Source organism: Hymenobacter sp. BT559, from assembly GCF_016427535.1.
Lineage (GTDB): Bacteria > Bacteroidota > Bacteroidia > Cytophagales > Hymenobacteraceae > Hymenobacter.
In genome coordinates, this window is record NZ_JAELXV010000002.1 from 218,332 (window position 1) to 232,100 (window position 13,769).

Consider the following 13,769-nt stretch of genomic DNA (forward strand, 5'->3'; position numbering starts at 1 on the left):
AAGATGGCGCGCTACGCTACGAATTGGCGCTAGCTACTTGTGTCTGGTATTTGCGCTTGATGAAATCCAGCATGTCGCGCACGTGCTCATCTGTTTTGTTGGCCTCAATTTTCCAGAGTGCTTCGATGAGCAGCAGCAGCAGTTGCGTTTCCTTTTCGGGGTCAGCGTAGCCGAGCTGGGCAAAGGCCGACTGCAAGCGCGCTGGCACAGGCCGCATAAAACGCTCATGTTGCTGGCGTGCGGTTTCGTAGTCGGCTAGGCGATATTGCAGCTTCCAGAAATAGGGCTCTTCCTGCACCATCTTATAGGGCAGGTCGATGACGCTATGGATGAAAGCGAGCGGGTCGGTTTCGAGCATACCGCCCCGGTTGTGCTCAATAATACGTTGGTAACCGCTCTTGATAATAAAATCCAGGAGCTGGTCTTTGGAACCAAAATGCTTGAAAATCAGGGCTTCCGATACGGCTGCTGCTTTCGCAACGGCCTGGGTCGAAGTATTGTCAAAACCCTTCTCCCCAAACAGCTGCAACGCCACGTTGGCAATGTGTTGGCGGCGGGTAATCATGGGGATAATGCTAGAGGAAAGTGTTGGCGAGTGCCAAGCAACTCTCAAAACTTAGTAATTCGGGTGCAAGTTCGGCAAGAATACGCAGATATGCTTAAAGTCGGCGGCATGCAGCGTTTCTCGGGCAGGTAGGCTTAAACGGAAACCGGCCGATTTGGAAAAAACCAAATCGGCCGGCGGAGCAACTTTCAGTGTCTGTAGAGGCTAGGTGCCAGTGCAGAAGTTGTGCGTCCGGGCGGGGTGGGAACAACGACCGGATAACTAGAACAGAGAGTGTGCAAAAAACGCATTCGGACGGGGTGGGAGCAACGGCCGAACAGAAGTAAAAAGTAGAGTGAGAGTGGGTCCGGGCGGGGTGGGAACAACGACCGGAAGAGTAGAAGAGTGTGTGTGGCTAGCTGGGTGGGAAGCCCTAGCCGTTAGTGGGAGCAATATTACGACAGAAATCATAACATGAGTAAGTGGTAGCTTACTTTTTTCTAGTAAGTGGACACTTACTCTATTTTTTAGATTATAAAACACTGTTTTACAACCGTATAATCTAATGTATAAAATTTTGTCATATTGCAAATAAAAATAATTTAATGATAAAGCCCAGCGTACTCCCCTAGGAGGAGTGCGCTGGGCTTCCAATAGGTGAGCGATGGCTTACAAATACTTTTCGTAGATGCCAGCTGCTATCTTTTCTACCAAGCCTTTAGGCACTACTCCGGTAAGGCCAGCCGATACCTTATTGAGGACGCCGGGAATAAATTCTGTCTCACCTGCAAAAAGGGCCTGCAGCCCGGCTGCAGCTACGGCGGCCGGCGTCATGGATACTTTATTAGCTACAGCTTGCAGCTCGGCGCCCATGCCGGCGCGGCTCGTAAAGTCGGTGGTAGTAGCCCCAGGGCTCAGGCATGTAACGGAGATACTTGTATCCTTCAACTCGTAGCGCAGCCCCCGGCTAAAGCTCAGCACAAAGGCCTTGCTAGCCGCATACACCGTGAGCGAGGGCACAGCTTGGTAGGCAGCCGTGCTAGCCACATTGAGGATATACCCGCGCGATGCCTGCCGCAGCTGAGGCAGCAGCGCATAGGTGAGTTGCACTGGCAGCGTGAGGTTGAGCTGCAGCATATTGAGCTGCTCCTCTAGGTTTAGCTGCTCGAAGCGGCCCCATAGGCCATAGCCGGCGTTGTTTACTAATACGGCGAGTCCGCTGGGGGCATGCTGGCTAGCCCAGGTGGCTACCTGGCTAGCGGCAGTGAGCTCAGTAAGGTCGAGGGCTAGCACCTGGGCTTGCCGCTGGTGGGTGGCTTGCACCTCGTCGGCCAACGTTTGCAACTGGTTTTCGGAGCGGGCTACCAGTAGCAGGTCGTAGCCTCGCCGGGCTAGACCTAGGGCCAGTTCGCGGCCAATACCGCGTGATGCTCCGGTGATAAGGGCAGTGGGCATAGGGAAGGGTAGAACTAGCGCTAATAAATAGTGGGCGCAACACCGTTCTCCTTATCGAACAGTATTGCGCCCACTACCTAAATGCACTACTCTTTACTTTACTAGGTGTAAAAAGCGCAAATAGAAGGGGGTAGGGCTTTCCTCGCTCTTGGGCTGGTACTTGCCACCAATGATAGGTACGTACATCACCCGGCGGCGCGACTCGGGCCCGACCAGTGGCGACTGGGCCACGCGGTGCCACATGCGGCCATCGTGCACGGTGAGGTCGCCGGGCTCGGTTTCTACGGCCACTTCATTGGGGTCGTAGTACACATCCTTATAGTACTTCTTACGGAAGAGCATCTTGCCGATGCCCTGGCGGTGTGTACCCGGAATAACGCGCAAGCCGCCGTTGGTGGCTTTGGTGCCGTCGAGGTGCAGGCCCACGTTGAGCATAGGCCGAATGCGCTTGCCGTAGAATACGTCGCGCAGCGAGTCGGTGTGCCAGCCCATCTGCGAGAACTCAGAGCCTTCCACGTTGACATAGTGGTTGACCACTAAGCCGTCGCGCTCGTTTTCGCCTACTCGGCCGCCGGGCGTTTCGAGCAGCGGAAACAGCGCCTCAAAGCGCTTGTCTTGCAGCAGCTCGTGCAGCACGGGGCTGTGCTGCGAGGCAAAGGCAAAGCGCTGTACAATGGGCGAGCCATCCACGTCCTTGCCATACTTGATGGGCACGCCATTTACTTTCTCTACCTTGTTGGCCAGCCAATTGTGCTGCACATCTTGGGTAGCTTTCAAATAGGCTTGCACCTGGTCGGGCGAAGCAAACGGGCGGAAGTGCAAAAACCCGTATTTAGCAAAAAAAGCCCGTTGCTCCTGGGTTAATTCGGCACCGAGGGTGAAGCGGGGATAATCGGATAAAGACGCCATAGGGGACATGCCGCCAGCGAGTAATTCGCCGTCGAAAAAGTCAATTGAAAAGGCAAAGATACGGCCCGTCTAGTGGCTAGCGGGTGAAGTAAATGCCAACGAACGCGACATAAGGTGCCTATTAACCGGGAGGAGGCGCTAGGGTTGCGCTGGTGGCCTCTTTATTTTGAGTAAAAACTGCTATCTTTTAGTATTTACCCCCAATTAGCTGGTCTGTATCACCAGAAATGCGTAGTTGACCGACCTAGTATAGCTGGCTGGGCTGCTAGGTTCGCATTTTAGCTGCTCTTTTCACCGTACTCATTCTCTTGCCTACACCTATGGTATTCACGCCAAGCCCGATGCTTTTAAAGCTCCTGTACACCCGCGGCAGCTTGCACAATCAGCCCGATGGCGCTGGGGTGGCTTTCAGTATCAAAAACCGGCTTGACACGGTGCGATTAACCAGTGTGAAGCAGGTGCAGCTCGACGATGTAGTAGTGCCCACGGCCAGCATCCGCCTTGACCTAGGCGGGGGCGACGTGCGCCCGGCCACCGCCCTAGGTGCCGACGGGCCACTTAACCTACCGGTGGGGCAGGTGCTCACGTTTTTGCTGGATACGCCGCCCTTGGCAGCGGGCATGCACCGGCTGCGCGTGCAGTTCAGCACCGATGCTTTTGGCGAGCTGAGCGTGGAAGTGGAAGATGCTGTTGCGAGCCAGGATGGCCGTGTGCGCATTCCGCGGGCCGAGGGCGACGACTACGCGGCGGCCGCTATTCAGGCCCGGCAGCAATTTGCAGAAGACTTTACGGGGCAGCAGTACAAGCACCTAAAGCAGTATTCTTTTGACCCGCACGACTTGCAGGGCAACTGCGAGAGCTTTGTGGGAGTGGCCCAGGTACCGGTGGGCCTGGCCGGCCCGCTGCTGGTAGATGGTGAGCACGCGCAAGGCGAATTCCTGATTCCGCTCGCTACCACCGAGGGCACCCTGGTGGCGAGCTACAACCGCGGTATGCAGGCTCTGAACCTGTGCGGGGGCGTAAAGTGCACCGTCATCGGCGATGCCATGCAGCGGGCACCGGTGTTTGTGTTCGACGATGCCCGCGGCGCACGCGATTTTGGGCGCTGGGTGGCCGACAGCCTGCCGCAGATTAGGCCCGAAGCCGAAAGCACCTCGCGGGTTGCCAAGCTGCAGTATATTGATACTTACCTGAGCAACAAGTTTGCCTACCTGCGCTTTAACTACTCGACCGGCGATGCGGCGGGGCAGAATATGGTGGGGCGCGCCACCTTCGCGGCGTGCTCCTGGATACTGGAGCACTACCCCGGAGCACCCATCCGGCACTTCTACTTAGAGTCAAATTTTGCTACTGATAAGAAGGCTTCGCAAATCAACGTGATGCGCACGCGCGGCAAGCGCGTGGTGGCCGAGGCCACAGTGAGGCGCGACATCTTGCAGCAGCGCCTGCGCGTGACGCCCGAGCAACTAGCTTACCACGGGCAGGTTAGCAACGTAGGAGCTTTTTTGTCGGGGGCTAACAATAATGGTGCGCACTCGGCCAATGGCATCACGGCCCTTTTCATCGCCACTGGCCAAGACGTGGCCAACGTCAGCGAATCGTCGGCGGGAGTGCTGTACTCTGAGGTGACTCCGGAAGGAGATTTATACCTGAATATCACCATCCCTTCGCTCATTGTGGCCACTTATGGCGGCGGCACGGGCCTTGCTACCCAAAACGAATGCCTGCGTATGCTGGGCTGCGTAGGCCAAGGCACAGTAAACAAGTTTGCGGAAATAGTAGCCGGTGTCGTACTGGCCGGCGAGCTTAGCCTAGGTGCTGCCATTTCGAGTAGCGACTGGGTAAGCAGCCACGAGCAGTACGGGCGCAACCGCTAGCTCCAAACTAGAACTGGGTAAGCCCCTATGTATGAAACTGGCCAGCTACCCTATGGGGGGCTGGCTTTTGTATAGCATTAATCTGATATTGGTTTCGTGTGCTAACCGTGTCTTATGGTGCCCTTAGTGGTTCGGTGCTCAGCTATTTAAAACCAATAGCTGCTTTTTAGGTAGGGTATTTCAGATATAATTCTATTGTAAATCTTATTATTTATCGCAAAAAACTACTATTAACTGCTTAATTTTGAATCGCATCAGTACGCTGTGTTTCACTTTAGTAGCTGTTATGATTCGCTATCTACTCGCTTGTCTGCTAACGCTAGGTGTAGGCTCGCGGGCCTATGCAAACAGCGAGCACCCAAAGCAGGCTAAGACAGGGCGTAGCACGTCGAAAGCCAGCGTTGCCTCAGCTCGCACGCTGAAAGCCCCGGCAAGTAAGCCTAAAAGCGGCATCACGCTGTACGTGCAGGAGCTTGGTAGCTTACGTTTGGTGGGTGACTACCAACTGGCTACCCAAAACCAACCTAGCGCCGCGCAGCCCGACTCGCTAGCCGCCATGCTTTTTGCGCAGGCCGACAGTGCCGAAGCTTCTGCTCGGCGCGAAATCCGGGGCCTGTATCCCGAAACAGCTGACCTGCCCGCTTCGCTCGCACTTACGCTGCGCCACCCGGAAGCCCCAATGGGCAAGCGCCGCTTTCGGACGCGCCTGGTGCGCCCTGGTCGTTGGGGCACTCGCCGCGAGGCCGTAGAAAGCCTGACCTGCACCGATACCGGCCCCCTGGTGCTGGCGCTGCTGCCTGCCACGGCTGCTACGCCCGCTCAAGTGCTGGCTGGCCCTGGCTACGACCAGAAAGCGGTGCTTCGGCCGCTTGAGCTTAGCCAGGCGGCCGTGCTACGGCTGTGCGGCGAGCGGGCTCCTCAGGTGCGGGCATACTCCATGCTCTACAACCTTCATTTTGAGCAAGCCGATGATGTAGCACGGCTACTCGACTACTACAATCGTATTGCGGTGGTGCAGGAGTAGCAGGCACCCTAGGCAGCCTGTGTCGGTGTGGCGCGCCACCCAAAAGCGCCCTAGGTAGCACTACTAGCTTCACTTATATAGGAAGCGCCCCACCTGCTTTTTCCTACGATTGATGTAGAAGTGCTACCAGCGCGGTATCATCTTTCACAGCTTGCAGGGCTTGCTGCAGCTCGGTATCGTCTTCGCGCAGTACGGCGCGGGCGGCTTCGGGGCCATAGGCGCTCTGCGCTACATAAGCCTTAACGTAGTGGCGCACCAGCGGGGCGCAGTGCCGCAGAGCCGCCCCGCCCGCCGGTAAGCCAGCCAGCTGACCTAGGCGCCCCACGCCCGCTAGCTCGGCATCGGCGAGCTGAAACGCGGCTTGGTACTGCGCCGGGCGCAGCGCAGCTAGCTCAGCCTTATGGCGCTGATAGTAAGCTAAAGCGTAGGCACGTAGCACACCGCGGCGGCAGAGGTGCGTGAAATAAGACGAGTTTAGTAATGTATCCCGGGCCACAAAGACATCGGGCACAATGCCACCGCCACCGTACACCGCCCGGCCGTGGTCGGTGAGAAAGCGCAGCTCTTTGGCTACCGGCACGCTATCGGCCGAGGTGAGCTCGCCGTGCTTTTGGCGCTCGGCTACCTCGTGCTGGTAGGCATTGGCGTCGGCGCCGTAGGGCTTCTGAATGCAGCGGCCAGCGGGCGTATAATAGCGGGCAATGGTGAGGCGCAACTCGCCGCCATCTTGCAGCGCAATGGGCTGTTGCACCAAGCCCTTGCCAAAGGTGCGGCGGCCCACCAGCAGGGCACGGTCGTGGTCTTGCAGGGCGCCGGCCAGCACCTCAGCGGCCGAGGCGCTATTCTCGTCTACCAGCACTACCAGCGGGCCGTGCTCCCAATCGCCGGGCACGTGGGCGTAGGTCTGGGTGTCGTATTGCTCGCCCTTGCCATCGGTATACACCAGCTTGCGCGAGCCTGCGATAAACTCGTCGGCCATGCGTGTGGCGCGGTCTAGGTAGCCGCCGGGGTTGCCGCGCAGGTCAAGCACCAAGCGCGTCATACCCTGGCGGCGCAAGCCATCGAGTTCCTTTTTAAATTCGTCGTAGGTGCTGCCCGCAAAGCGGTTAACCTTGAGGTAGCCCGTTTGCTGGTCGGCCAGGATAGCGCCAGGTTCTACCGAAGGGTTAGGCAGGCGGCGGCGCATCACCGTAAAGCTCAGCGGCTCGGGCTGGCCGGGGCGCTGCACGGTCAGCACCACAGCACTGCTGCGAGCACCGCGCAGTAGCGCCGTGAGTTGGCTGCTGGTGAGGTGCGCGCCGGCTACCTCTTTAGTGCCCACGCGCAAAAGTTGGTCACCTAGGCGCACGCCAGCTTCTTCAGCCGGGCCGCTACGCAGGGTCGATGATACGGTGGCCGTATCCCGGAAGAAATAGAAGTCCAGGCCTACCCCCTCGAAGCTGCTTTTCAGGAAAGCATCAGCCTTCTCCCGTTCGTTGGCAGGCAGATATACCGAGTGGGGGTCAAGCTTTTCGAGCATGCGCGCTACAGCGTAGTCCGTGAGACCCTCCGTATCGGCCGAATCCACGTAGTCGCGGTCTACATAGCTCAGAATTTCCTTGAAGCGCAGGTAGGCCCGGGCCGTGCCCGCCGGGTTTTCCGACGAGGGCCTGAATGGGTTGCTAGCCACTAGCAGGCCGCTGCCAAATGCCAGCATCAGCAGCAGTGCCCAGCGCCACCGCACGCCAAAAGGACGTACGGACGGCTCCGTGGCTGAGCGCTGAGAAGAAGGCAGAACTGGCGGCAAAGCGGCCATGAGAGAAGTAGAATTATAGCGTTAAATCAATCGGATAGGGCGAGCCTATTATCAAAGCTAATACAATTTTTGGGGGCTTGCTATAGCTGTAATAGGTGTCACGTCTATTTATATGATTAGTGATATGTTTTTCTAGGTAAGTGGCAATTAATATTGATTATTTAGATAAAAATTCAATTTACTTATCTTCAAGTAAGGTGATTTTATGCTGTTTGTTTTATGATTAAAATTATAAAAAATAGACAGTGGAAGGTTTGAAATCAATTAATGTCACAGCCTTTTTTGTACCGTACGAAGAGCCACAAATTGATGCGCATTTGCCTCGTCCAACGAGTTGCCGTTGGCACCTAGGGGAGCTAGCCGCCGTATCTTTGCGAGAGGCTAGTAGTAGCCACTGTTTTTCCATTTTTGCTCTTTTCGGCATGGCCCGCACCCTCGCCATTGATTACGGCCACAAGCGCGTGGGCCTCGCCGTGACGGACCCGCTCGGCATGATTGCCACGCCGCTCGACACCATCCACAGCAAGGATTTGGTGGCGTTTGTGCTGGCTTACCACCAGCGCGAACCACTGCGGGCCATCGTGGTAGGCATGCCGCGCACGCTGCTCAACGAGCCCACCGACTCGACCAGCGCCGTGGTGGGACTGCTCCGCCGCTTGCGCCGCGAACTGCCCGATGTGCCCGTGCACGAAATGGACGAGCGCTTTACTTCGCTCCTCGCCAAGCAGGCCATGCTGGCAGGTGGCCTGGGCCGCAAAGCCCGCCAGGATAAGGCTACCGTCGACAAGGTGAGCGCTACCCTTATTCTTCAGTCTTTTTTAGAATCACCGTTAAGCCAATGATTTACCCGATTGTTGCAGTAGGCGACCAGGTCTTGAAGACCCGCGCCAAAGACCTGCCTGCCGACCTGCCCACCGCTGAGCTGAGCCAGCTGGTGCAGGATATGTTTGAAACGATGTACTCGGCCAGCGGTGTAGGCCTAGCCGCGCCCCAGATTGGCAAAGGCATCCGCCTATTTGTGATGGACTCGACCCCCATGGTGGAGCCTGAAGATGATGAATCAACTACCGAGCCGCTCGATGCCGCTACCCAGGCTGCCCCGGCCGAAGTACCCGTAAAGCGCGCCTTCATCAACCCCCAGATGCTGAGCGAAACTGGCGAGCAGTGGGGCTTTGAGGAAGGCTGCCTGAGCATACCAGGCGTGCGCGAAAACGTGATGCGCTGCCCCGACATCGTGCTGCGCTACGAAGATGAAAATCGCCAGGTGCACGAGGAGGCCTTCAGCGGCATGGCCGCCCGCATCATCCAGCACGAGTACGACCACCTAGAAGGTATCTTGTTCACCGACAAGCTATCGGCCTTCAAAAAGCAATTGCTGAAAGGTAAGCTCGCCCGCATCAGTAAGGGTGATGTGCGGCACGACTACCGCATGAAATTCCCGACTAGCGGACGGCGCTAAGCGCTCTGCTAGTTCCTAGGTCAACAAAGCTGGTATATCCTTCGGGGTATGCCAGCTTTTTGCGTTTTACCGGTTACGCGGCTTGCGGCGTAGTAAGTAGGAGTAAGATAGAGAAACGCATTGTAAGCCTGCGTGCTGCACGTAATTTAGTAGCGTGAAGAACCGCTACTACTGGCTTTTAATACTAGGACTGCTTTTGAGCTTGCCTAGCCCTGCTCGCGCCTGGGGCTTCTACGGGCACCGGCTGCTCAATCGGCTGGCGGTGTACACGCTGCCGCCTGAGATGCTGCCGTTTTTTAAGGCCAACATCGACTACCTGACTAACAATGCCACGCGGCCCGACTCGCGCCGCACGGTGGTGCCCACCGAGGCCCCGCGCCACTTTCTGGATGTAGATGCTTACGGCGACAGCGCCCTCACGCGCCACGGCCGAGGCCTGCCCCGCGCCTATGCCGACGCGGTGGCACTGGTGGGCGGCGAAGACTCGCTACTGCGCCACGGCATCGTGCCCTGGCAGGTGGCGCGCATGAAGGGCCAGCTTACGGCCGCCTTCCGCGACCGCGACACCGACCGCATTTTGCACCTGTCGGCCGACCTAGGGCACTACGTGGCCGATGCCTGCGTGCCCCTGCACACCACCCGCAACTACAATGGCCAGCTTACCAACCAGCGCGGCATCCACGCGCTCTGGGAGTCGCGCCTGCCCGAGTTGAACGGCATGAACTACGACCTGCTGACGGGGCAAGCGCCTTACCTGGATAACCCCACTGAAGCCGCTTGGCTGGCCGTGGAGCACGCCCACGCGGCCCTCGACTCAGTGTTCACAATGGAGCGCCAGCTTACGGCCGAGCTTACCGAAGACCGCAAGTACGGCTATGAACAGCGCGGCCGGCAGACCATACGCACCTACTCGCGCGAGTTTAGCCAGGCGTATCATCAGCGGCTCAATGGGCAGGTAGAACGCCAGTTGCGCTACGCGGCGCGGCTCATTGGGGCGTTCTGGTATACCTGCTGGGTCGATGCCGGCCAACCCGACCTGACCGAGATGGACCAGCAGCCCTCGGAAGCGGAGCAGCTAGAAATAGAGCGGGAGCGCCGGGAAGCCGCAGCCGCGCCAGTGGTCGCCATTCCAGGCCACGAGGAATAAAAAAGCGCCGACTGGTAGGCCGGCGCTTTTCAGTACGACTATTATGCTTCGTTACGCTCTGCACGACAATCGGTTTTAAACATTCGGGTTGGCGTCGGCTAGCGAGGCTTCGTAGGCGAGGTTTTCGGCGGGCGTCAGGTTGTTGGGCAGGCGAATGTCGTCGGCGTCGTGCACGCGCAGAGTGAGTAGGCCCGAGAGTATCATCGAGCAGCCACCTAGGACTAGCGTGAGGGCCGAGTTACCACCGAACACTTGCTTGGTGAAGAAACCTAGGGTAACGCTGGCTAGCATCTGGGGCAGCACGATAAAGAAGTTGAACACGCCCATGTAGTAGCCCATTTTGTTGGAGGGCAGCGCGCCGGCCAACATGGCATAGGGAATCGATAGGATGCTAGCCCAGGCAAAGCCCACCCCAATCATGGGTAATAGCAATAGACCATCCACCGTGCGCAAATGTATCGTAAAGCCAAATAAGTTGACAGCCGGCAAGTAGCTGTCGATAGGGTAATTGCCAATGAAGTAAATGGAAATAAGCCCTAGGCCGCCTGCTGTAAGGCAAATGAGATGCGTGGCGCGGCGGCTCGTAGCCCGCGCTATGATAGGTAGTGTGAGAGCTGCTAAGGCTGATACACCATTGTATACCGACTGGCATACGTTCCACCAGTCGGCCCCCTCATTGTAAAGCTTAGAGGTTGGGTCGTTGGTGTGGTATACGTAGTGCGTGATGGCAGAAGTGGCATAAATCCACATTGAGAACAGCGCTAACCAGCTAAAAAACTGAACGACCGCCAACTGACGCATCGTGCGAGGCATGTCAGCTACGCCAGCAAAGGAAGCTTTAATACCTGCCCAAAAACCACCAGTGCGTTGTTTTTCAGCCTCAAACTCGGCCATATCTACCGGCGGGTATTCGCGAGTGGTAAGTACGGTATAAAGGACAGCAACAAAAAACACAGCGCCCCCAGTGTAGAAGGCATACGTAAGAGCCGGGGAAATATGCCCTGCCGGAGCTGTGTTGGAAAAGCCTACCAGCTTGGAATAGATAACGGGTAGTAGCGAGCCTACCACCGCTCCGATACCAATGAAAAACGTTTGGAAGCCAAAGCCTGCGGTGCGCTGATTGCTAGGTAGTAAGTCACCTACCAGCGCCCGAAAAGGCTCCATTGAAATGTTGATGCTGGCGTCCATAATCCACAGCATCCCAGCCGCCATCCATAATGCCGATACGTGAGGAACCAGCAGTAATGCCAGCGAAGCCAAAATGGCGCCTATCAGGAAATAAGGCCGCCGGCGCCCCCAGCGTGAGCTCCAAGTACGGTCAGAAAAATAACCTACAATGGGCTGCACAATAAGCCCAGTAGCCGGCGCCGCCAGCCACAAAAAGGCTAGCTCATCCTCCTTGGCACCCATCGTTTCGAAGATGCGGCTCATGTTGCCATTTTGCAGCGCGAAGCCAAACTGGATACCTAGGAAGCCGAAGCTCATGTTCCAGATTTGCCAGAAGCTGAGGCGCGGCTTAGCCCGCAGATGAGGGTTATCGATGGTGACGCCGGAGCCTGCCATTGGAAGAAAACGGGGATAGGGTGGGATATTTAGTCTAGAAAGGTAAGCACCGAAATCGATTCAGAAAACGGTAAGAATGATGCCTGTCAAGCTGAGCGAAGCGCAGCGAAGTCCGAAGTATCTCGCGTGGTGCAGTAATTTCTAGCGTTTGGTTTTACTGCGCTACACTAGCTGCTTTGCTGCGCTCAACATGACGAACGTTATTTGATTTCCAACACCATAGCCGCCAGCGGGGCCAAGGTCAGCTTGAGGTCGGTTTGGGGTTCGCCGCCATTCAGCAGGTCGCGGTAGGTGTGCGGGCGCTTGGGGTCGAGGCCTAGGCGCTGCTGCACCTCGTTCGGGAGGAGCAGGATAGGGCGGTAAGTCTGGGTGTCGCTGAAATTGACCACTACCAGCACCTTTTGGCCCGCCGTGTAGCGCAAGAAGGCGTAGAGCTTGTGCTGGTCGTACTCCTTGCTGAGGTTGTTGGCATCCTGCAGCTCGTAGAACTGGCCCTTACGGATGGCCTCGCTGCTGCCCGCCAGCGTCAGCAGGCGCTTGTAGAAGTCGTGTAGTTGCTTCTGGGCCGGGCTCAGCTTGGCGCCGTCAAACTTGCCTTGGTTCATCCATTTCTGGTGCTCGGGCATGCCCCAGTAGTCGAAGAGCGTGGTGCGGCCGTCGCCGGTGTTAAAGCCGGGTACGCCGTGGGCGGGCTCGGCCACGTCCTGGCCCATGTAGAGCATCACGGGTCCCGAACCTAGGGTGGCCGACACAGTCATGGCCGGGATAGCGCGGCGCGGGTCGGTAGCAAATTCCTTGGAGGCAATACGCTGCTCATCATGGTTTTCCAGGAAGCGCAGCATCTGCGAGCCGTAGCCGCGGCTCTCGGTTTTCCAGACGTGGGTGATGTCCTCGGTATTGCCTTCCTGGCGCATCAGGCGGCGCAGGCCGTCGTAGAGGCCCACTTTGTCGTAGAGAAAATCGAAGTGGCCCTTGGTGAAGTAAGTGCCGTATTCCTTGGGGTTATAAGCCTCACCGATGAAAACGATGCCGGGACGTACCTGCTTTATCTGCGGAATAACCCAGGCCCAAAACTCGACGGGTACCATCTCGGCCATGTCGCAGCGGAAGCCATCGACGTTCTTCTTGGCCCAGAACACTAGGATGTCCTTCATCTTGAGCCAGGTATCGGGTACTGGCTCAAAGTAGGTTTTGCGGCCATTCTGATAATCGACGCCGTAGTTGAGCTTAATGGTTTCAAACCAGTCATCGACGGTGGGCGCGGCCGTAAACACATCGTTGCCGGTGGCTTTGGCCGGAAACTCGTCGTATTTGTGGTCTTCGCGCGGGCCTTGTAGGGGACCTAGGGGCTGGTAGCCAGCCGGCACTTCGAAGCGCTTGCCGGGCACGTAGTAGAAGTTGTTGTTGGGCGCAAAGGCCTTGGTATTGTCGTCCTTCGCGCCTAGGTCTGCTACACCGGCAGGTTTGGAAGTAGACTTGTAAGAGCGGGCTACATGGTTCGGGATGAAGTCGATAATAACCTTGAGGCCGTGGGCATGGGTGCGCTTCACGAGGGCCTCAAACTCGGCGAGGCGGGTCTGAGGTGTGGTGGCCAGGTCGGGGTCCACGTTGTAGTAGTCACGGATAGCGTAGGGCGAGCCGGCGCGACCTTTCACCACGTCGGCATCGTCGGCGGGCAGGCCGGGGTAGGGCGTCATGGTGGCGTGTTCGAGCACGCCGGTGTACCACACGTGCGACACGCCTAGGCCCTTTATTTTGGTCAGGGCCAGGTCGTTGATGTCGTTGAACTTGCCGCAGCCGTTTTCCTGAATAGTGCCGTAAGTTTTGTTGAGGGCTACCTTGTTGCCGAATAACCGCGGTAACATCTGGTAGATAATGAGCTTATTATCTACTGGGGTTTCGTTGGTGGTATTCGGGTCGTTAGGAGTCTGGGCCACGAGCGGAAGGGCTGAAGCGGCCAGCAGCAAGCTGGCCGCTAAGGTGAAAAATCTCATAA

At 57.3% G+C, this 13,769-nt stretch carries 11 protein-coding genes; 5 read left to right on the top strand and 6 right to left on the bottom strand.

The annotated features are described in order from the left end of the window. Positions 1–16: 16 nt before the first annotated feature. The 3 genes from JAO77_RS07480 to JAO77_RS07490 form a co-directional block, all read right to left on the bottom strand. Positions 17–565 (bottom strand): TetR/AcrR family transcriptional regulator, encoded by a 549-nt coding sequence (locus tag JAO77_RS07480; RefSeq protein WP_198989716.1) that lies wholly within the window; start codon positions 563–565, stop codon positions 17–19. A gap of 648 nt (positions 566–1,213) precedes the next feature. After that, positions 1,214–1,999, bottom strand: coding sequence for an SDR family NAD(P)-dependent oxidoreductase (locus tag JAO77_RS07485; RefSeq protein WP_198989717.1), 786 nt, complete (start codon positions 1,997–1,999; stop codon positions 1,214–1,216). 93 nt (positions 2,000–2,092) lie between these two features. Beyond that, positions 2,093–2,908 carry a phytanoyl-CoA dioxygenase family protein gene (locus tag JAO77_RS07490; protein ID WP_198989718.1) on the bottom strand — a complete coding sequence of 272 codons (816 nt, stop codon included), beginning with the start codon at positions 2,906–2,908 and terminating at the stop codon, positions 2,093–2,095. A gap of 341 nt (positions 2,909–3,249) precedes the next feature. On the opposite strand from JAO77_RS07490, the gene JAO77_RS07495 reads away from it, so the two are divergent. Beyond that, positions 3,250–4,785: a hydroxymethylglutaryl-CoA reductase gene (locus tag JAO77_RS07495; RefSeq protein ID WP_235998286.1), complete on the top strand. Its 1,536-nt coding sequence runs from the start codon at positions 3,250–3,252 to the stop codon at positions 4,783–4,785. A 286-nt stretch (positions 4,786–5,071) separates the two neighbouring features. Beyond that, the gene (locus JAO77_RS07500; RefSeq protein ID WP_198989720.1) at positions 5,072–5,809 is read left to right on the top strand and encodes a hypothetical protein; all 738 of its coding nucleotides are present in this window, start codon (positions 5,072–5,074) and stop codon (positions 5,807–5,809) included. 103 nt (positions 5,810–5,912) lie between these two features. On the opposite strand, the gene JAO77_RS07505 is transcribed toward JAO77_RS07500, so the two are convergent. Then, positions 5,913–7,604 carry a S41 family peptidase gene (locus JAO77_RS07505; RefSeq protein ID WP_198989721.1) on the bottom strand — a complete coding sequence of 564 codons (1,692 nt, stop codon included), beginning with the start codon at positions 7,602–7,604 and terminating at the stop codon, positions 5,913–5,915. A gap of 422 nt (positions 7,605–8,026) precedes the next feature. Between JAO77_RS07505 and ruvX the strand changes: the two genes are divergently transcribed. The 3 genes from ruvX (at position 8,027) to JAO77_RS07520 (ending at position 10,210) form a co-directional block, all read left to right on the top strand. Beyond that, positions 8,027–8,446 (top strand): Holliday junction resolvase RuvX, encoded by a 420-nt coding sequence (ruvX, locus tag JAO77_RS07510; RefSeq protein ID WP_198989722.1) that lies wholly within the window; start codon positions 8,027–8,029, stop codon positions 8,444–8,446. After that, positions 8,443–9,063: a peptide deformylase gene (locus JAO77_RS07515; protein WP_198989723.1), complete on the top strand. Its 621-nt coding sequence runs from the start codon at positions 8,443–8,445 to the stop codon at positions 9,061–9,063. Before ruvX ends, JAO77_RS07515 begins: the two co-directional genes overlap by 4 nt. 202 nt (positions 9,064–9,265) lie before the next feature. Next, the gene (locus tag JAO77_RS07520) at positions 9,266–10,210 is read left to right on the top strand and encodes a zinc dependent phospholipase C family protein (protein WP_235998288.1); all 945 of its coding nucleotides are present in this window, start codon (positions 9,266–9,268) and stop codon (positions 10,208–10,210) included. Between the two features lie 75 nt (positions 10,211–10,285). Here the strand turns inward: JAO77_RS07520 and JAO77_RS07525 are convergent, their stop codons facing one another. Together JAO77_RS07525 and JAO77_RS07530 are read right to left on the bottom strand one after the other, a co-directional pair. Further along, on the bottom strand, positions 10,286–11,773 hold the full coding sequence (locus tag JAO77_RS07525; protein WP_235998290.1) for an MFS transporter: 1,488 nt from the start codon (positions 11,771–11,773) through the stop codon (positions 10,286–10,288). Between the two features lie 200 nt (positions 11,774–11,973). Beyond that, complete coding sequence (locus JAO77_RS07530; protein WP_198989725.1) at positions 11,974–13,767, bottom strand: alpha-amylase family glycosyl hydrolase; 1,794 nt, start codon at positions 13,765–13,767, stop codon at positions 11,974–11,976. Between the last annotated feature and the right edge of the window lie 2 nt (positions 13,768–13,769).